The organism is Streptomyces sp. NPDC058646, from assembly GCF_042716875.1.
In the GTDB taxonomy this organism is placed as follows: Bacteria; Actinomycetota; Actinomycetes; order Streptomycetales; family Streptomycetaceae; genus Streptomyces.
In genome coordinates this window covers 55,589-74,418 of sequence record NZ_JBHXRK010000012.1, presented here as the reverse complement: position 1 = coordinate 74,418, position 18,830 = coordinate 55,589, and the positions used below count along the sequence as shown (strand labels likewise).

At 70.4% G+C, this 18,830-nt stretch carries 19 protein-coding genes; 5 read left to right on the top strand and 14 right to left on the bottom strand.

Features of this window, described 5'->3' with window-relative positions; all coding sequences use genetic code 11:
* Positions 1-8 precede the first annotated feature (8 nt).
* Positions 9-401 (bottom strand): SCO5389 family protein, encoded by a 393-nt coding sequence (locus ACFWUZ_RS16780; RefSeq protein ID WP_069921977.1) that lies wholly within the window; start codon positions 399-401, stop codon positions 9-11.
* A 220-nt stretch (positions 402-621) separates the two neighbouring features.
* Between ACFWUZ_RS16780 and nucS the strand changes: the two genes are divergently transcribed.
* Positions 622-1,293 (top strand): endonuclease NucS, encoded by a 672-nt coding sequence (gene nucS, locus ACFWUZ_RS16775; RefSeq protein WP_384372745.1) that lies wholly within the window; start codon positions 622-624, stop codon positions 1,291-1,293.
* A gap of 58 nt (positions 1,294-1,351) precedes the next feature.
* Here nucS and ACFWUZ_RS16770 read toward each other — a convergent pair whose 3' ends face one another.
* The 3 genes from ACFWUZ_RS16770 to ACFWUZ_RS16760 all read right to left on the bottom strand — a co-directional run bounded on the left by ACFWUZ_RS16770 (position 1,352) and on the right by ACFWUZ_RS16760 (position 5,491).
* Entirely contained in the window at positions 1,352-3,967 is a 2,616-nt protein-coding gene (locus tag ACFWUZ_RS16770; RefSeq protein WP_384372743.1) for an ATP-binding protein, read from the bottom strand.
* 181 nt (positions 3,968-4,148) lie between these two features.
* Entirely contained in the window at positions 4,149-4,472 is a 324-nt protein-coding gene (locus tag ACFWUZ_RS16765; RefSeq protein ID WP_267717808.1) for an STAS domain-containing protein, read from the bottom strand.
* Between the two features lie 170 nt (positions 4,473-4,642).
* Positions 4,643-5,491 carry a 3-hydroxyacyl-CoA dehydrogenase family protein gene (locus ACFWUZ_RS16760; RefSeq protein ID WP_384372741.1) on the bottom strand — a complete coding sequence of 283 codons (849 nt, stop codon included), beginning with the start codon at positions 5,489-5,491 and terminating at the stop codon, positions 4,643-4,645.
* A gap of 206 nt (positions 5,492-5,697) precedes the next feature.
* Between ACFWUZ_RS16760 and ACFWUZ_RS16755 the strand changes: the two genes are divergently transcribed.
* Positions 5,698-6,270, top strand: a complete 573-nt coding sequence (locus ACFWUZ_RS16755; protein ID WP_384372739.1) for a cob(I)yrinic acid a,c-diamide adenosyltransferase — start codon at positions 5,698-5,700, stop codon at positions 6,268-6,270.
* 20 nt (positions 6,271-6,290) lie between these two features.
* Here ACFWUZ_RS16755 and ACFWUZ_RS16750 read toward each other — a convergent pair whose 3' ends face one another.
* On the bottom strand, positions 6,291-6,866 hold the full coding sequence (locus ACFWUZ_RS16750; RefSeq protein WP_384372737.1) for a hypothetical protein: 576 nt from the start codon (positions 6,864-6,866) through the stop codon (positions 6,291-6,293).
* 221 nt (positions 6,867-7,087) lie between these two features.
* Between ACFWUZ_RS16750 and ACFWUZ_RS16745 the strand changes: the two genes are divergently transcribed.
* The 3 genes from ACFWUZ_RS16745 to ACFWUZ_RS16735 all read left to right on the top strand — a co-directional run bounded on the left by ACFWUZ_RS16745 (position 7,088) and on the right by ACFWUZ_RS16735 (position 10,987).
* Positions 7,088-8,284 carry a sensor histidine kinase gene (locus tag ACFWUZ_RS16745; RefSeq protein ID WP_384372988.1) on the top strand — a complete coding sequence of 399 codons (1,197 nt, stop codon included), beginning with the start codon at positions 7,088-7,090 and terminating at the stop codon, positions 8,282-8,284.
* Positions 8,281-8,946 (top strand): response regulator, encoded by a 666-nt coding sequence (locus tag ACFWUZ_RS16740; RefSeq protein ID WP_384372735.1) that lies wholly within the window; start codon positions 8,281-8,283, stop codon positions 8,944-8,946. Before ACFWUZ_RS16745 ends, ACFWUZ_RS16740 begins: the two co-directional genes overlap by 4 nt.
* A gap of 184 nt (positions 8,947-9,130) precedes the next feature.
* Positions 9,131-10,987, top strand: coding sequence for a glycosyl hydrolase family 18 protein (locus ACFWUZ_RS16735; protein ID WP_384372733.1), 1,857 nt, complete (start codon positions 9,131-9,133; stop codon positions 10,985-10,987).
* An 84-nt stretch (positions 10,988-11,071) separates the two neighbouring features.
* Here the strand turns inward: ACFWUZ_RS16735 and ACFWUZ_RS16730 are convergent, their stop codons facing one another.
* From ACFWUZ_RS16730 to atpB, 9 genes are all read right to left on the bottom strand, one after another.
* Entirely contained in the window at positions 11,072-11,518 is a 447-nt protein-coding gene (locus tag ACFWUZ_RS16730) for a DUF2550 domain-containing protein (RefSeq protein ID WP_384372731.1), read from the bottom strand.
* A gap of 161 nt (positions 11,519-11,679) precedes the next feature.
* Entirely contained in the window at positions 11,680-12,051 is a 372-nt protein-coding gene (locus tag ACFWUZ_RS16725; RefSeq protein WP_031150521.1) for a F0F1 ATP synthase subunit epsilon, read from the bottom strand.
* Positions 12,052-12,191: 140 nt separating this feature from the next.
* A complete protein-coding gene (gene atpD, locus ACFWUZ_RS16720) occupies positions 12,192-13,634 on the bottom strand; it encodes a F0F1 ATP synthase subunit beta (RefSeq protein ID WP_384372729.1) in 1,443 nt (480 codons plus the stop codon).
* Complete coding sequence (locus ACFWUZ_RS16715; RefSeq protein ID WP_384372727.1) at positions 13,634-14,575, bottom strand: F0F1 ATP synthase subunit gamma; 942 nt, start codon at positions 14,573-14,575, stop codon at positions 13,634-13,636. The genes atpD and ACFWUZ_RS16715 overlap by 1 nt, the downstream gene beginning before the upstream one ends.
* Positions 14,576-14,595: 20 nt before the next feature.
* The gene (gene atpA / locus ACFWUZ_RS16710) at positions 14,596-16,191 is read right to left on the bottom strand and encodes a F0F1 ATP synthase subunit alpha (RefSeq protein WP_215148869.1); all 1,596 of its coding nucleotides are present in this window, start codon (positions 16,189-16,191) and stop codon (positions 14,596-14,598) included.
* 130 nt (positions 16,192-16,321) lie between these two features.
* Positions 16,322-17,137: a F0F1 ATP synthase subunit delta gene (locus ACFWUZ_RS16705; RefSeq protein WP_384372724.1), complete on the bottom strand. Its 816-nt coding sequence runs from the start codon at positions 17,135-17,137 to the stop codon at positions 16,322-16,324.
* On the bottom strand, positions 17,134-17,676 hold the full coding sequence (locus ACFWUZ_RS16700; RefSeq protein WP_384372722.1) for a F0F1 ATP synthase subunit B: 543 nt from the start codon (positions 17,674-17,676) through the stop codon (positions 17,134-17,136). Before ACFWUZ_RS16700 ends, ACFWUZ_RS16705 begins: the two co-directional genes overlap by 4 nt.
* A gap of 41 nt (positions 17,677-17,717) precedes the next feature.
* Positions 17,718-17,942 (bottom strand): ATP synthase F0 subunit C, encoded by a 225-nt coding sequence (gene atpE / locus ACFWUZ_RS16695; protein WP_030545783.1) that lies wholly within the window; start codon positions 17,940-17,942, stop codon positions 17,718-17,720.
* A gap of 77 nt (positions 17,943-18,019) precedes the next feature.
* Positions 18,020-18,826, bottom strand: a complete 807-nt coding sequence (atpB, locus tag ACFWUZ_RS16690; RefSeq protein ID WP_362047621.1) for a F0F1 ATP synthase subunit A — start codon at positions 18,824-18,826, stop codon at positions 18,020-18,022.
* Positions 18,827-18,830 lie beyond the last annotated feature (4 nt).

The window sequence follows — 18,830 nt, the reverse complement described above, 5'->3', positions numbered from 1 at the left end:
GAGACCTGCTAGCAGTCCCGCAGTTCCGGCGACTGGTTGAGCAGCTGGCCGCGGATCGAAGTGAACTTGGCCAGCCGGTCGTCCACCGAGGAGTCCAGCGGGAACACCGCTACCCGGTGGCAGTTCTGGAAGGCCAGGCGTACTCCGAAGTGCCGCTGCAGCGCACCGCGTATCGCGTCACTCGCGAGAGCGCGCAGCAACTGCCCGCGCGCCTGCTCGTCGGGCGGCGGCGTCTGGTTGTCGGCGAACTGTCCGCCGTCCACCTTCAGCTGGGCCACCAGCGAGCTGATCATCTCCCATGCGTAGGGCAGGGAGGTCCGGACGCAGTCGACGAAGGCGGCTTCGTCGACCTCGCCTCGCTCGGCCTGTTCGAGTAGGGCCGGTGAGACGTCGAGCGACATGGGTTCTCCTCTCGCGACCCCGGCTGTTTGGGTTGCCGGAGTCTTACGGGCAGGGAAGGAGGCCGCGACGCAGCGTGCACGCTCGGCAACCTCCCGCTCACCACGGTAGGCGCCCCATGGGTGACGCACCAGGAGAATGCGCATACAACGCGCCATCCGCGAACGGGGCTTTCAGGGGCGAATCGCGTGGAGGCCTATCGGTCGAGTAGCGTTGCCGACCATGCGTCTCGTCATCGCCCGTTGCTCCGTCGACTACGCGGGCCGGCTCACCGCCCATCTGCCCTCGGCACCCCGTCTGATCCTCGTGAAGGCCGACGGCAGTGTCTCGATCCACGCGGACGACCGGGCGTACAAACCGCTCAACTGGATGTCGCCCCCGTGCACCCTCAAGGAGGGGACGGGTGACGACGCGGGCGTGTGGACGGTCGTCAACAAGGCGGGCGAGAAGCTCATCATCACGATGGAAGAAGTCCTCCACGACTCCTCCCACGAACTGGGCACCGACCCGGGGCTCATCAAGGACGGCGTCGAGGCACACCTCCAGGAGCTCCTGGCGGACCGCATCGAAACGCTGGGCGAGGGCTACACGCTCATCCGGCGCGAGTACATGACGGCCATCGGCCCGGTGGACATCCTGTGCCGGGACTCCTCCGGTGCGACGGTGGCCGTGGAGATCAAGCGGCGCGGCGAGATCGACGGCGTCGAGCAGCTGACCCGCTACCTCGAACTCCTCAACCGCGATCCGCACCTGGCCCCGGTCCGGGGCGTCTTCGCCGCGCAGGAGATCAAGCCGCAGGCGAAGGTGCTGGCCACGGACCGCGGGATGGACTGCGTGGTGCTCGACTACAACGCGATGCGCGGCATCGAGGACGACAAGCTCCGCCTGTTCTGACCGGCCCGGCCCGGGTCCCGTCCGTACCGTCCCCGGCGGACGGCGGGACCCGGGCCGGTCACGTCGCGGAGGGCGGGACCGGGACCGAGTTCGTGGTCGTGACCGGAGGATCGGTGGGCGTCGGCGCGGGCGGTGTCTCGGTGACCGGCGGCGACTGCGAGACCGTCGGGTCCGGGGACGACTGCGTGGGCGTCGGCGGACCGGGCTTCGTCGGCGCGGGCTTCGCGGGCGTCGGGGACGGGCGCTGCGACGGGGTACGGACCGGAGTGCGGCCGGGGACGGGGGCGTTGCTCTCCTGCTCCGGGGCGGCCTCCGTCGGCTCGGCCGCCTCGGTCGGCTGCTCCGGGGCAGGATCGTTCCCGCTGGTGCTCGGAACCCCCTGCGGCGGCAGCCGCTTGGGGGTCGGGGAGACCGACGGGCCCTGCGAGGGGGCCGAGGGCTCGTCCGAGGAACCCGTCACCAGGCTCACCAGCGTGCCCAGCGCCACGGCCGTCAGCACACCCGCCGCGGCCAGCAGGGCGGGCCGGCGCCGGTCGGGCCGGCGGGCCGGCGGGCCGGCAGCGGGCTCCGGGGCCGGCTTCGGGGTGATCGGGAACGCGTCCTCGAACACCTGGGACAGCGTCGTCGGGGTCTGCGGGCGCTGTACGCCGGGCGCGGAGGACCCCAGGGGCACCACGGATGTCACCGGCGTCACCGCGTTCGCTGCCTGACCCGCCGGGGTCACAGCAGCAGTCGATGCCACGGGCGTCACCGGGGGCACGGGCGTCACGGGCGCCACCCGCGTCACCGCCTCCGCGGAGGGCGAGGGCAGCGGAACCGTCACGGCCGCCGCGCCGCCCGCCTTCACGGGACCGTTCTTCACGGGACCGTTCTTCGCAGGACCGTTCTTCGCAGGACCGTTCTTCGCGGGACCCGCCGGTGCGGCCGGCAGCGGCCGCGTCACGGCCTCCGGGGCGGCGGACGCCCCTGCGGGCGTCACCGGCGGCTCCAGTCGCAGGGGAGGCGACGCGGCCGCTCCCGCGGCGGCGGTCTCCCGGTCCGTCACCAGCGCCAGCGCCCGCCGTCCCGCCACCGTGCCCCGCTTGTCCGCGAGGGCGCCGCGCAGCCCGATCGAGGCCTCCAGCTCGGCGCGCGCCCGGTCCAGCCTGCCCTCGCACAGCGCGAGGACGCCCAGCTCGTGGTGGAAGTACGCCTGCTCCGCGACCTCGCCCGCCTTCCGGGCGGCCTCGGACCCCGCGCGCAGCACCCGCTCCCACGCCTCCCAGCGCAGCGAGGCCGCGAACGCGGGAGCGGCCGTACGGGCCAGCAGCACGGCCGCCACCACGTCCGCGCCGGCCAGCGCCGCGAGCACCGCGTCCGTCTCCGCCGCGACCCGCTCCGGGGTCACCGAGGTGTGCCCGGTCCACCAGGCGTAGTGCCGGGCGGCCGTACGGGCCTCCTCCGGCGCGGTGTCCCCGTACCCGGCCTCCTCCAGCTGCCGGGCGACGCCTGCGGCCAGCCGGTAGCGGGAGCCGACCGGGGTGAGCAGCCCGCAGCCGATCAGTTCGGCCACGGCCGTGTCCGCGTGGGTGTCCCCCACCAGCGCGGGCAGGTGCGCGTGGTGCGGCATCTCCCCGCCCAGGGCGCAGGCGATCCGCAGGGCGGCGCGCGCCGATTCGCTGACGCGCGAGGCCAGCAGTTCGGCGGGGGCGGCGCCCTCGGCCAGCGTCGGCAGCGGCACCTGGCCCGCCTCGCGCGGGCGCTCCTCGAAGACTCCGGGCTCTTCCTCGTCGTCGTCCTCGGCGGCGCGGTTGAGCTCGTCCCGCTGGCGCAGCAGTGCGGCGGCCTGGACGAAGCGCAGCGGCAGGCCTTCGGAGGCGAAGCGCAGGTCGCCCGCCCAGGCGGTCTCCGCGTCAGTCAGCGGCCGTCCGACGCCCGCCTCCAGCAGTTCCAGGCAGTCGGCCTTGCCGAGCCCGCCCAGGAAGACCTCCTCCAGGTGCGCGTCGTCGGAGGGGGAACGGGTGTCGGGGGTGGCGGCCAGCAGGTAGGCGCATTCGGGGGTGGCCTGCAGCAGCTCGTCGAGGGCGGTGCCGCCGATCTCCAGGTCGTCCAGGAGGACGACGGCGCCTATGTCCCGGACACGGGCGAGGAGGTCGATCCGGTCGGGCCGCTCCGCCGGGGCCTCGTACACGGTCGCGTAGAGGGCGTACAGGAGCTCCTGGGGCTGCTGGTACCCGCGCCCGGAGAGCCGTACGACGCCGTCGGGCGCGAGGCCCGCGCAGGCGCCGGCCACCGCGTCGAGCAGGGCGGTGCGGCCCGATCCGGCGGGCCCGGTCAGCCGTACGGACCGGCCCCGGCCCAGCAGCCGTACGAGGCGCTCCCGCTCCTCCGCGCGTTCCAGCAGCGGCAGGGCGGGCAGGGGCGGGCCCGGCAGGGCGGGCGGGCGCAGGGCCTCGTCCCGGGCCCGGCGGGCGGCCGCGTCGCGCTTGGCGGGGCGGCCGGTGTCCGTGCCGGGGCGGCGCGGCTCGATCTCGCTGCCGTCGACCGGGTTGACGGTGAGGGCGTAGTCCCCCGCGGTCAGGGTGACGACCCGCGCGGGCGCCCCGGATGCCCCGGACGCACCGGGCGTGCCGGCCGCGCCGGGCGTGCCGGCGGCCTGCTCCTGCGGATCGGCCTGATTCTCTGTTCGGTCCATGACCAAGTCCCCCGATCGCGGGCCGTGCGCCTCGCCGTCGTACCGCCCGGCCTTCGCACGCCGCTCTCGTACTGGTCCGGTTTTCCGCCCGAACCCTAGACCGTGGCCACGCGCGCCGGTACCGCAGGGGTGCCATCACCACCGGACCGTTACGTTTCCGCAGGAAAACGGAACACGGTATTCACACCCGTGGCAGGGACTCCGCTTCCAGTCCGCCCTCGATCGCGAGGATGCGGTGCAGGCGGGTGGCGACGAGCAGACGCTGCATCTGCGGCGGCACCCCGCGCAGGACGAGGCGCCGCCCGGTCCGGCCGGCCCTGCGGTGCGCGCCCATGATCACGCCGAGTCCGGTGGCGTCCCAGGAGTCGAGCCCGGTGAGGTCGAGCACGAGATCGCCGTGGCCGTCGTCGAGGGCGGAGTGCAGGACCGTACGGGCGTCCGCCGCGCTGCGCACGTCGAGGCGGCCCCCGACAGCGAGTTCGGCGTGGTCGCCCCTGATGTGCATGTGTACTCCCCGGCGGTACTGCGTACGTATGGTCCGACTGGTCCCTGGTCGGCAACTCTCACTGCAACTGACTGCCGCGAGGGCGGCGAAGTTGCCGACCGTGAGCGAACCGATACCTAATTCACCCTGAGGGGTGATGGCACTCGAACAGTGGTGCTCGACGTGCGGACTCAGTGCTTGTAGAAACCCTGGCCGCTCTTGCGGCCGATGTCTCCGGCGTCCACCATCCGGCGCATCAGCTCCGGCGGCGCGAACTTCTCGTCCTGCGACTCGGTGTAGATGTTGCTGGTGGCGTGCAGCAGGATGTCGACGCCCGTGAGGTCGGCCGTGGCCAGCGGGCCCATGGCGTGGCCGAACCCCAGCTTGCAGGCGATGTCGATGTCCTCGGCGGAGGCCACGCCCGATTCGTACAGCTTGGCGGCCTCGACGACCAGCGCGGAGATCAGACGGGTCGTCACGAAACCGGCGACGTCGCGGTTGACGACGATGCAGGTCTTGCCCACGGACTCGGCGAAGGCGCGCGTGGTGGCGAGGGTCTCGTCGCTGGTCTTGTAGCCGCGCACGAGCTCGCACAGCTGCATCATCGGGACGGGCGAGAAGAAGTGCGCGCCCACGACCCGTTCCGGACGCTCCGTCACGGCCGCGATCTTGGTGATCGGGATGGCGGAGGTGTTGGAGGCGAGGATCGCGTCGTCGCGCACGATCTTGTCGAGCGCGCGGAAGATCTCGTGCTTGATCTCGATCTTCTCGAAGGCCGCTTCCACCACGATGTCGACGTCGGCGACGGCGTCGAGGTCGGTGGTGGTGGTGATGCGCGCCAGCGCCGCCTCGGCGTCCTCGGCCGTCAGCTTGCCCTTGGCGACGAACTTGTCGTACGAGGCCTTGATCCCGTCCGTGCCGCGGGTCAGCGCCGCGTCGGTGACGTCGCGCAGGACGACGTCCCAGCCCGCCTGCGCGGAGACCTGAGCGATCCCTGAACCCATCAGTCCGGCACCGATGACGGCGAGCTTCCCAGCCACTGCACACCCCTTGTTCTCATAAGAAGACACGGCCTCGTGGCCTCTCCGGCGGAGACTAGCGCCCGGGGGGTGCGGTGTGACCGCGAAGTAACACGCGTCACGTCTCAGATGACGGACATCACACCGGTACGGCCCAGCAGCCGTGCGGGGCCGACCAGTTCACCCGGCGTCCGCCCCGGCGGTGGCCGCCCGTCTACCCTGGCCGCATGGTGAACCTGACGCGCATCTACACCCGTACCGGCGACAAGGGCACGACCGCCCTGGGCGACATGAGCCGGACGGCCAAGACGGACCTGCGGATCTCCGCGTACGCCGACGCCAACGAGGCCAACGCGGCGATCGGGACGGCGCTCGCGCTCGGCGGGCTGGCGCCGGAGGTCGCGAAGGTCCTGGTCCGGGTACAGAACGATCTGTTCGACGTCGGCGCCGACCTGTGCACCCCGGTGGTCGAGGACCCGCAGTACCCGCCGCTGCGCGTGGAGCAGTTCTACGTGGACAGGCTCGAGGCGGACTGCGACGCCTTCAACGAGCAGCTGGAGAAGCTGCGCAGCTTCATCCTCCCCGGCGGCACCCCCGGCGCGGCCCTGCTCCACCAGGCCTGCACGGTGGTCCGGCGCGCCGAGCGCTCGACGTGGGCGGCGCTGGAGGTGCACGGCGAGGTGATGAACCCGCTGACGGCGACCTACCTCAACCGCCTCTCCGACCTCCTGTTCATCCTGGCCCGGGTGGCCAACAAGGAGGTCGGGGACGTGCTGTGGGTGCCGGGCGGCGAGCGGTAGGCCGCTCCCCTGCCGGAGCCTCAGCGTTCGGTCTTCGCGAGCGAGGGCTGCGGCTCCCCGGCGCCGGCCGGTGCCTTCTTCGGCCACACGGTGTAGCCGACGGCGACCAGGGCGTGGATGCCGACCGCACGCAGGGCCCCGAACTGCCACCCCTTGAGGGAGCTGACGTCGCCGGCGTCGCCGACGTACCAGATCGCGAGCTGGAGCAGCCCGAGGGCGACGGCGGCGCCCAGGACGGTGCGGGCCCACAGCTTCCACTCGTGGACGGCCCGCGCCGCGCCGTACCCGGCACCGGCGGGCTTCGGTGCGCCGGCGAAGCGGTGGGCGGCGTGGCCGTCGAGCCATTTGACCGTGTAGTGCCCGTAGGCGACGGTGTAGCCGATGTACAGCGCGGCGACGCCGTGCTTCCAGTCCGGTGCGGCGCCGTTCTTGAGGTCGAGCGTGGTGACGACCAGCAGGACCAGCTCCAGCAACGGCTCGCACAGCAGGACCGCGGCCCCCAGCCTGGGCATCTTGGCGAGGTAGCGCAGCGACAGGCCGGCGGCGAGCAGCACCCAGAAGCCCACCTCGCAGGCGATGATCAGGGCGACGATCACGGGGATCTCCGTTCGGTTCGGTGGGTCCGGCGGGTTCGGCCGGTCGGGCGGGTGCGGCAGGTTCGGCCGGTCTGCCGGTTCGGGGGCACCCGGACCCGGACACCTTCAAGACTGGCGCCCGGAACGGCCCGTTTCGTCGTCGCCGATGAGGAATGACGACTGCATCCTTCGATGTAGCCGGTTTCCCCCCAGGAGCCGAGGCCCGTGCCGCTCCCACCGTGTTGGATGGCACCGTGACCCCGAAGAACCTCCGCCCGCACCGCGACGACGTGCTCCTCGCCGTGGGCAGCGTGCTCGCGGGCCTGACCCTGTGGTCGCTCGGCGTCCACAGCACCGGCAACCGGCACCTCCTGCCGGGTTGGGCCGCCCTGGTCCCCCTGGTGGCCCTCGGGGCGATGGAGCTGCTGCGCCGCACCGCACCCCGGGTCACGCTGGTCGTCGGCACCGCCGGACTGGTCGCCGACCAGTTCACCGTCGGGAACCTCGCCACCGTCCTGATCTTCACGGACCTGATGTACGCGGCCGTGGTCTACGGGAAGCCGGCGACGGCCCGGCGGCTGCCGGTCACCACGGGGCTGATCACCGTGGCCGTCACCATCGCCTCGGTGGCCTGGCTGCGGACCCCGCAGGCCCTGCTGATCGGCGTGATCACCGGCCTCGTCAGCTTCGGCCCGGCCCTGACCGGCGCCACCCTGCGCAACCACCGCGAGGCGGCCGAGGCCGCCCGGCTGCGTGCCGAGCAGACCGCGCTGCTGGCCGAGATGGACCGCAGCCAGGCGGTCACCGCCGAGCGGGCCCGGATGGCGCGGGAGCTCCACGACATGGTGGCCAACCACCTGTCCGCCATCGCCATCCACTCCACCGCCGCGCTCTCCATCGACGAGCCCGCGACGAGCCGGGACGCCCTCGGGGTGATCCGGGAGAACAGCGTGCAGGGACTGGCCGAGATGCGCCGCCTGATCGGGCTCCTGCGGTACGCCGGGGCGGAGCAGGAGGCGGTCGCCGTGCCCTCCCTGGACGGACTGGGGGCCCTGCTCGAACAGGCCCGCACCAACGGCGCGGCGAGCGGGCTCGATTTCGTCCTGCACGATGCCCGGCCTCCCGGGGACCGGCTGCCGGCCCCCGTCGAGCTGGCGGCGTACCGGATCGTCCAGGAATCGCTGACCAACACGCTCAAACACGCGGCCCCGGGCACGGTCCGGGTCCGCGTGGGCCGTCCGGCCGGGGCGCTGACCGTGGCGGTGGACTCCCCGTACGGGGACCGCCCGGGCCCCCGCGCCCCGGGCTCGGGGGCCGGGCTGATCGGGATGCGGGAGCGTACGGAGCTGCTGGGCGGGGCCTTCACGGCCGGCCGGTCCGGCACGGTGTGGCAGGTGCGGGCGATGCTGCCCGCCGAGGAGAAGGCGGTGGAGGCATGACCATCCGGGTCGTGGTGGCGGAGGACCAGAGCGCGGTACGGGCCGGACTGGTGCTGATCCTGCGCAGTGCGGGCGACATCGAGGTGGCGGGCGAGGCCGCGGACGGGGAGGAGGCGGTGCGCCTGGCCCGGGAGCTGCGCCCCGACCTGGTCCTCATGGACGTGCAGATGCCGAGGCTGGACGGGGTCTCCGCGACCCGCCAGGTCGTCTCGGAGGGGCTGGCCGACGTCCTGGTCCTGACCACCTTCGACCTCGACGAGTACGTCTTCGGGGCCCTGCGGGCGGGGGCGGCGGGCTTCCTCCTGAAGAACGCGGACGCGGGGGAGCTGATCGAGGCGGTCCGGACGGTGGCGCGCGGAGAGGGCCTGATCGCCCCGGCGGTGACCAGACGGCTGATCGCCGAGTTCGCCGCGCCGCAGCTGCGGCGGCCGCAGATCGCGCCCGGGACGGCCGCCGCGGTGGCCTCGCTGACCCGGCGGGAGCGGGAGGTGTTCGGCTGCCTCGGCGAGGGGCTCTCGAACGCGGAGATCGCCGTGCGGCTGGAGATGGCCGAGGCGACGGTGAAGACGCACGTCAGCAGGCTGCTGGGGAAGCTCGAACTGCGCAGCCGGGTCCAAGCTGCCGTCCTGGCACAGGAGTTGGAGATCCGTGGGCCCGAGTAGAAGTTCGCTCGCGCACCGTCCGCCATGAGGTCTGGACCTCTTGACGCTTGGTCCAGACCTTTCTACGCTCACGGCAACACTGTGGTGAGCGTGCCATGACAAAGCGTGCTCACGGGCGGCGCAGGTCCCACCCCCATGTCGAACGTCGGCCCCACGACCTCGACGGACCTACGGAGGAGCACCCTTGAGCACAGCATCCCCACCCCGCACCAGGCGTACCCGGTTCTTCACGCGGGTCGCGGCCGTCCTGGCCGCCCTCGCCGTGCCCGTCTCCGGCCTCGTCGCCCTGGCCGGCCCCGCACAGGCCGCGACCTCCGCGACGGCGACGTACACCAAGGTCTCCGACTGGGGCTCCGGCTTCGAGGGCAAGTGGGTGGTGAAGAACACCGGAACCACCACCCTGACCAGCTGGACCGTGGAATGGGACTACCCGGCCGGCACCGCCGTCACCTCGGCCTGGGACGCCACCGTCACCAGCTCGGGCACGCACTGGACGGCCAAGAACCTCGGCTGGAACGGCACCCTGTCCCCCGGTGCCACCGCCAGCTTCGGCTTCAACGGCTCCGGCCCCGGCGCCCCCGCCGGCTGCAAGATCAACGGGGGCTCCTGCGACGGCGGCACCCAGCCCGGCGACAACCCGCCGTCCGCTCCGGGCACCCCCACCGCGAGCGCGGTCACCGAGACCTCGCTGACCCTGTCCTGGGCGCCGGCCACCGACGACAAGGGCGTCAAGAACTACGACGTCCGCCGCGGCGGCGCCAAGATCGCGACCGTCACCGGCACCAGCTACGCCGACACCGGCCTGACCAAGGGCACCACCTACGGGTACACGGTCACCGCCCGCGACACCGCCGACCAGACCGGCCCCCCGTCCGGATCCCTCTCGGTGACCACCCCCGGCGGCACCACCCCGCCTCCGGACCCGGGCGGCAAGGTCAAGCTCGGGTACTTCACCGAATGGGGCGTCTACGGCCGCAACTACCACGTGAAGAACCTGGTCACCTCCGGCTCCGCCGCGAAGATCACGCACATCAACTACGCCTTCGGCAACGTCCAGGGCGGCAAGTGCACCATCGGCGACGCCTACGCGGACTACGACAAGGCCTACACCGCCGACCAGAGCGTCGACGGCAAGGCCGACACCTGGGACCAGCCGCTGCGCGGCAACTTCAACCAGCTGCGCAAGCTCAAGGCCCAGTACCCGAACATCAAGGTGCTGTGGTCCTTCGGCGGCTGGACCTGGTCCGGCGGCTTCGGCCAGGCCGCGGCCAACCCGGCCGCCTTCGCCCAGTCCTGCTACGACCTGGTGGAGGACCCGCGCTGGGCCGACGTCTTCGACGGCATCGACCTCGACTGGGAGTACCCGAACGCCTGCGGTCTGTCCTGCGACACCAGCGGCCCCGCCGCCCTGAAGAACATGATGCAGGCCATGCGCACCAAGTTCGGCACGAACAACCTGGTCACCGCCGCCATCTCCGCCGACGGCTCCAACGGCGGCAAGCTGGACGCGGCCGACTACGCCGGAGCGGCCCAGTACGTCGACTTCTACAACGTCATGACCTACGACTTCTTCGGCGCCTGGGCGGCGCAGGGCCCGACGGCCCCGCACTCCCCGCTCACCTCCTACAGCGGCATCCCGCAGCAGGGCTTCGATTCCGAGGCCGCGATCACCAAGCTCAAGGGCAAGGGCATCCCCGGCTCCAAGCTGAACCTCGGGATCGGCTTCTACGGGCGCGGCTGGACCGGAGTCACCCAGGCCGCCCCCGGCGGCACCGCCACCGGGCCCGCGCAGGGCACGTACGAGCAGGGCATCGAGGACTACAAGGTCCTGAAGAACAGCTGCCCGGCCACCGGCACCGTCGCCGGCACGGCCTACGCCAAGTGCGGCAGCAACTGGTGGAGCTACGACACCCCCGCCACCATCGCCGGGAAGATGACCTGGGCCAAGCAGCAGGGCCTCAAGGGAGCCTTCTTCTGGGAGTTCAGCGGCGACACCGCCAACGGTGAACTCGCCCACGCGATCCACACCGGGCTGCAGTGACCCCCACTGACGGCACCCGGTGACGGACGAAGCCGGGGAGACGGGTCCGCCCCCGTCTCCCCGGCTTCTTCACATCACAGCAGGTCAGGCCACATTCACCCGTTGCCCGGGCGGCGCCGCCTCCAGCCACGCCAGGAAGCCGGTCAGCGCGTCCTCGCTCATCGCCAGCTCCAGGCGCGTGCCCTGGTGGACACAGCCGAGCACGATGGCGTCGGAGAGGAGGGCCAGCTCCTCCTCGCCCTCGGGGGCGCGGCGGGAGACCACCTCGATGGAGGACCGCTCCAGGAGCCGGCGCGGGCGCGGCGAATAGCTGAAGACGCGGAACCATTCGATCCGGTCACCGCTGTAGCGCGCGACCCCGTACACCCAGCCCTTGCCGGAGACGTCGGGTTTTTCCGACACGCCCCAGCGCAGGCTGCAGTCGAAGGTGCCGCCGGACCGCTGGATGAGCCTCCGGCGCAGCCCGAAGACAAACAGCCCGATCACCACCAGGACTACGACCAGGCCGCTCACAAGCAGAGCGAGGAGCATCTTCACCGACCTCCTCGCTCATCGAATGCCTCACGAAAAACGGACCTGCATCGCCTCAGCCGCGACCCGGTCTGGAATGTTCCAGAACGGACCGCGGCTGAGGTCTGCTGTGTCCCGGAGGTCGCCCTCCGGGACTCAGCGGTTCGAACTCCGACGGGCGATCAGCCCGTCACGGCGCGCAGCCGGACGTCCGCGCGACGCTCGGCGGCCGCATCGGCCTCCGACTTCGCGCGCTCCAGTGCCCGCTCCGCCCGCTGGACGTCGATCTCGTCCGCAAGCTCGGCGATCTCGGCCAGCAGGGACAGCTTGTTGTCCGCGAACGAGATGAAACCGCCGTGTACCGCGGCGACGACGGTGTCGCCCCCGCTGGTACGGATGGTCACCGGGCCCGATTCCAGCACACCGAGAAGCGGCTGGTGACCGGGCATGACGCCGATGTCGCCGGACGTGGTGCGGGCGACAACAAGGGTGGCCTCGCCGGACCAGACATTGCGGTCCGCCGCGACCAGCTCGACGTGCAGCTCAGCAGCCAAGGTGGCTCCTCGGGTCACCACCCGGCGGGTCAGCCGGGTGTTGGGTCAAATTCTAATGGGCGTGGGGAGAGGGACGGGACATACCCGCCCCTCTCCTGCGTTCCGTCGAACCGGATGCGCTCCGTGAGGAGCGCGCCGGATCAGGAGACGCCCAGCTCCTTGGCGTTGGCCTTCAGGTCCTCGATGCCACCGCACAGGAAGAACGCCTGCTCGGGGAAGTGGTCGTAGTCACCGTCGCAGATGGCGTTGAACGCGGTGATCGACTCGTCGAGCGGAACGTCCGAACCGTCCACGCCGGTGAACTGCTTCGCCACGTGGGTGTTCTGCGACAGGAAGCGCTCGACGCGACGGGCACGGTGGACAACGAGCTTGTCCTCCTCGCCCAGCTCGTCGATACCGAGGATCGCGATGATGTCCTGGAGGTCCTTGTACTTCTGGAGGATCCCCTTGACGCGCATCGCCGTGGCGTAGTGGTCCGCCGCGATGTACCGCGGGTCGAGGATGCGGGACGTCGAGTCCAGCGGGTCCACGGCCGGGTAGATGCCCTTCTCGGAGATCGGACGGGAGAGAACCGTCGTCGCGTCGAGGTGGGCGAAGGTGGTCGCCGGCGCCGGGTCGGTCAGGTCGTCCGCGGGGACGTAGATCGCCTGCATCGAGGTGATCGAGTGACCACGGGTCGAGGTGATGCGCTCCTGGAGGAGACCCATCTCGTCGGCCAGGTTCGGCTGGTAACCCACCGCGGAGGGCATGCGGCCGAGCAGGGTCGACACCTCGGAACCCGCCTGGGTGTACCGGAAGATGTTGTCGATGAAGAACAGCACGTCCTGCTTCTGCACATCGCGGAAGTACTCCGCCATGGTCAGACCGGCGAGCGCGACGCGCAGACGGGTGCCCGGGGGCTCGTCCATCTGGCCGAAGACGAGGGCCGTCTTGTCGATGACGCCCGACTCGGCCATCTCCTCGATGAGGTCGTTGCCCTCACGGGTACGCTCACCGACGCCCGCGAAGACCGACACACCGTCGTGGTTGTTGGCGACGCGGTAGATCATTTCCTGGATCAGAACGGTCTTGCCGACACCGGCACCACCGAACAGACCGATCTTTCCACCCTTGACGTACGGGGTGAGAAGGTCGATGACCTTGACGCCGGTCTCGAACATCTCGGTCTTCGACTCGAGCTCGTCGAAGCGGGGCGCCTTGCGGTGGATCGGCCAGCGCTCGGAGACGTTGGCGTTCTCCTCCGGGTAGTTCAGCACCTCACCGAGGGTGTTGAACACCTTGCCCTTGGTGAAGTCACCGACGGGGACGGTGATGCCCTCGCCCGTGTCGGTCACCGCGGCCTGGCGGACCAGACCGTCGGTCGGCTGCATCGAGATGGTACGGACGAGGCCGTCACCCAGGTGCTGCGCGACCTCGAGGGTCAGGGTCTTGAGCTTGCCGTCCTCGGCCGGGTCGGCGACCTGGACCTTGAGGGCGTTGTAGATCTCGGGCATGGCGTCGACGGGGAACTCCACGTCGACGACCGGGCCGATGACCCGGGCGACGCGGCCCGTGGCGGCGGCCGTCTCAACAGTGGTCGTCATTACTTGTCACTCCCCGCGGTCGCGTCAGCCATGGCGCTCGCGCCACCGACGATCTCGCTGATTTCCTGGGTGATTTCGGCCTGGCGGGCCGCGTTGGCAAGCCGGGAGAGGCTCTTGATGAGGTCCCCGGCGTTGTCGGTCGCCGACTTCATCGCACGACGGCGGGCGGCGTGCTCGGAAGCGGCCGACTGCAGCAGTGCGTTGTAGATACGGCTCTCGACGTAGCGCGGCAGCAGGGCGTCGAGGACGTCCTCCGCCGACGGCTCGAAGTCGAACAGCGGAAGGATCTCGCCCTTCGTACCGCCCGCGGCGCTAGCCGCTGATGTCTCAGACTCCGCAGCCTGGTCGAGGCTGAGCGGCAGCATCCGTCCGTCCACCGGGTTCTGCGTCATCATCGACACGAATTCCGTGTAGACGATGTGCAGCTCGTCGACGCCGCCCTCGGCCGTCTCGGTCTGGATGGCCTCGATCAGCGGCCCGGCGACGCGCTTGGCGTCGGCGTAGGCCGGGCTGTCGGTGAAGCCGGTCCACGAATCCGCGACCTTGCGCTCGCGGAAGCCGTAGTAGGCCAGACCCTTGCGGCCGACGATGTAGGTGTCGACGTCCTTGCCCTCAGCGCGCAGCCGCTCGGTGAGCCGCTCCGCCTGCTTGATGGCGTTCGAGGAGTAGCCGCCGGCCAGACCGCGGTCGCTCGTGATGAGCAGAATCGCGGCCCGGGTCGGCGTCTCGACCTCGGTGGTCAGGGCGTGCTTGGTGTTCGAGCCGGTCGCCACCGCGGTCACCGCACGGGTGAGCTCGGTCGCGTACGGCATCGATGCCGCCACCTTGCGCTGCGCCTTGACGATGCGCGAGGCGGCGATCATCTCCATCGCCTTGGTGATCTTCTTGGTCGCCGTGATGGCACGGATGCGACGCTTGTAGACCCGGAGCTGCGCTCCCATGAGTCAGGTCCCTTCCGTCGTCACTTGGAGACGTTGACGGCCGGAGCGTCCTCGCCCAGGAGCTTGCCGTCCGAGGTCTCGAACTGGCGCTTGAAGCCGGCGATGGCGTCAGCGATGGACGTCAGGGTGTCGTCCGACATCTTGCCGCCGTCGGCGATGGAGGTGAGGAGGTCCTTGCGCTCGCGGCGCAGGTGCTCCAGCAGCTCCGACTCGAAGCGACGGATGTCGTTGACCGGGACGTCGTCCATCTTGCCGGTGGTGCCGGCCCAGACGGAGACGACCTGCTCCTCGACGGGCATCGGCTGGTACTGGCCCTGCTTCAGCAGCTCGACCAGACGCTTGCCGCGCTCCAGCGAAGCCTTCGACGCGGCGTCCAGGTCGGAACCGAAGGCGGCGAACGCCTCCAGCTCGCGGTACTGGGCGAGGTCCAGGCGCAGACGGCCGGAAACCTGCTTCATGGCCTTGTGCTGGGCGGAGCCACCGACGCGGGAGACCGAGATGCCGACGTTCAGCGCCGGGCGCTGGCCCGCGTTGAACAGGTCGGACTCCAGGAAGCACTGGCCGTCGGTGATGGAGATGACGTTGGTCGGGATGAACGCCGACACGTCGTTCGCCTTGGTCTCGACGATCGGAAGACCGGTCATCGAACCGGCGCCCATGTCGTCGGACAGCTTGGCGCAGCGCTCCAGCAGACGGGAGTGCAGGTAGAAGACGTCACCCGGGTAGGCCTCACGGCCCGGCGGGCGGCGCAGCAGCAGCGACACGGCGCGGTAGGCGTCGGCCTGCTTCGACAGGTCGTCGAAGATGATCAGGACGTGCTTGCCGGCGTACATCCAGTGCTGGCCGATGGCGGAACCGGTGTACGGCGCCAGGTACTTGAAGCCGGCCGGGTCGGACGCCGGGGCGGCGACGATCGTCGTGTACTCGAGCGCACCGGCGTCTTCCAGGGCGCCGCGAACGGACGCGATGGTCGAGCCCTTCTGGCCGATGGCGACGTAGATGCAGCGGACCTGCTTGTTCACGTCGCCCGAGCGCCAGTTGTCGCGCTGGTTGATGATCGTGTCGACGGCCAGGGCGGTCTTACCCGTCTGGCGGTCGCCGATGATCAGCTGACGCTGACCGCGGCCGACCGGCACCATCGCGTCGATGGCCTTGTAGCCGGTCTGCATCGGCTCGTGGACCGACTTGCGGACCATGACGCCGGGGGCCTGCAGCTCGAGGGCGCGGCGGCCCTCGGTCGCGATCTCGCCGAGACCGTCGATCGGGTTGCCGAGCGGGTCGACAACGCGGCCGAGGTAGCCCTCGCCGACGCCGACGGAGAGAACCTCACCGGTGCGCTGCACCGGCTGGCCCTCCTCGATACCGCTGAACTCGCCGAGGACAACCGCACCGATCTCGCGCTCCTCGAGGTTGAGGGCGAGACCGAGGGTGCCGTCCTCGAACTTCAGCAGCTCGTTCGCCATGGCGGAGGGCAGACCCTCCACCTTCGCGATGCCGTCGCCGGCAACGCTGACCGTTCCGACCTCCTCGCGCGAGGCCGCGTCCGGCTGGTACGACTGGACAAAGTTCTCCAGTGCGTCCCGGATCTCCTCCGGCCGGATCGTGAGCTCCGCCATCTGGGTTCCCTGCTCTCCTTGTTGGGCCTGAAGCTTCTTAGGGGTCTGGGGGCGACCCCCAGGAATCTTCTGCAAGTTCTGCACGGCCCAACCGGGCCGCTAGGAATGCTTTTGTTCTATTGGTGGCTGGTCAGCCGGCCATGCGGCGGGTCGCCTCGGAGAGGCGGTCCGCGATGGTGCCGTCGATGACCTCGTCGCCGACTCGCACCGAGATCCCGCCGAGGACCTCGGGGTCCACGTCGAGGTTCAGGTGCATCTGGCGGCCGTACAGCTTGGCCAGCACCGCACCGAGACGCTGCTTCTGCACGTCGCTGAGCGGAACCGCGGTGGTCACGGTGGCGACCATGCGGTCACGGCGCTCGGCGGCGAGCTTGGAAAGGGACTCCAGTCCCGCTTCCAGGCTACGTCCACGCGGGTGCGTGACGAGACGGGTGACCAGACGCTCGGTGACGGCGTTCGCCTTGCCGCCGAGCAGGCTGCGCAGCAGCTCGCCCTTGGCGGAGGCGGTGGCCGCCCGGTCGGTCAGCGCGGACCGCAGCTCGGTGCTCGAGGAGACGATCCGGCCGAACCGGAACACCTCGTCCTCGACGTCGTCGAGCGCGCCCGACTGCTGGGCCGCCGTGAGGTCGGCGGTGGCCGCCAGTTCCTCCAGCGAGTCCACCAGGTCGCGGGACTGCGACCAGCGGGACCGTGCCATGCCGGACACCAGGTCGAGGGTCTCCCCGCCCACCTGGGCCGCCAGCAGCCGGCCCACCAGCTCGGCCTTGGCCTCGCCGGACTGCGCCGGGTCCGTGATGACCCGACGCAGCGAGACCTCACGGTCGAGCAGCGCGGTGACGGCAGCCAGCTCACCGGCGAGCTTCGCCGCGTCGACGGACGTGTTGTCCGTCAGCGCGTCGAGACGCTCGCGCGCGGAGGCCAGCGCCTCGCGGCTCGCTCCGTTCATCGGGCGGCCTCGGCCTTCTCCTCGAGTTCACTGAGGAAACGGTCGATCGTGCGGCTCTGCCGGGCGTGGTCCTCGAGGGACTCACCGACGAGCTTGCCGGCCAGGTCGGTGGCGAGCTTGCCCACGTCCTGGCGCAGCGCCTGAGAGGCGGCCTTGCGGTCGGCCTCGATCTGGGCGTGGCCGGCAGCGATGATCTCCTCACGCTGCCGCTGGCCCTCTGCGCGCAGTTCTTCCTTCAGCGCAGTGCCCTGCTCCAGCGCTTCCTGGCGCAGGCGCGCGGCCTCGTGCCGGGCTTCGGCGAGCTGGGCCTTGTACTGCTCCAGGACGCTCTGGGCCTCGGTCTGAGCGGCTTCTGCCTTCTCGATACCGCCTTCGATGGCCTCGCGACGCTCGTCCAGAACCTTGTTGATGTTCGGGAGGAGCTTCTTGGCGAGGAAGCCGAAGACGATGACGAAGGCGATCAGACCGATGACGAGCTCGGGGATCGGCGGGATGAGGGGATTCTGAGGCTCCTCAGCCGCGAGAACCAGGAGGTTCACATCAGTGCCTTTCGTCGATTCGGACTAGTCGTGGGTTCGTCTTAGTAGACGAACGGCATGACCAGACCGATGAGGGCGAGCGCCTCACAGAAGGCGAAGCCGAGGATCTGGTTGGCGCGGATCAGACCGGCAGCCTCAGGCTGACGGGCGAGAGCCTGCGTGCCGTTACCGAAGATGATGCCGACGCCGACGCCCGGGCCGATGGCCGCGAGACCGTAACCGACAGAGCTGAGGGAACCTTCGACGGCAGCAAGGGTCTGGGACATGCCAGTTCTTCCTTCTCTTTCATGGACCGGTGGGGGTTGGCCACCGGACGATTCGGGGGTGTGCGGAGCGGACTCGCTCAGTGGTGCTCGGCGAGCGCGCCCTGCAGGAAGCTGCAGGCCAGGAGCACGAAGACGTAAGCCTGGACAGCCTGGATGAAGAGCTCGAACGCGGTCATCACGATGACCATGACGAACGAGACGCCGGCGTAGGCGATGCCGATCCCGTTCAGCAGGTACCAGCTGGCGATGGTGAACAGCAGCAGCAGGGTGTGACCGGCGAACATGTTCGCGAACAGTCGGACCGCGTGGGTGAAGGGGCGGACGATGACGTTCGAGAAGAACTCGATCACCATGACCATCGGCAGGATCGCGCCGAGGGACTTGTCGTAGCCCGTGACGTTCTTCAGGCCGCCGACGAAGCCGTGACGCTTGAAGGTCACCGACATCCACATGACGTAGATGACGAGCGCGAGCCCGACCGGGTAGGCGAAGACCGCCGTGACCGGGAACTGGGCGAGCGGCACGATCGACCACAGGTTCATGATCCAGACGAAGAAGAACGTCGCGACCATGAAGGGGACGTACTTCTCGCCTTCCTTCTTACCGAGCGTCTCGTAGACGATGCCGCGGCGCACGAAGTCGTAGCCCGCCTCGGCGACCATCTGCAGCTTGCCCGGGACGACCTTCGGCTTCCGGAACGCGGCCCAGAAGAACGCGACGATGACGATCGAGCCCAGGAGGGCGAGCAGCATCGTCTTGTTGAAGTACAGACCGTCCGCATCGCCGAAGATCGGCTTGAAGAGGAACGAGTACAGGGTCGGGGCCGGGAAGCCACAGCCAGTGCCGTCTTCGAAATGACAGTTGATATCGAAGGCGAGCGTCATGTCA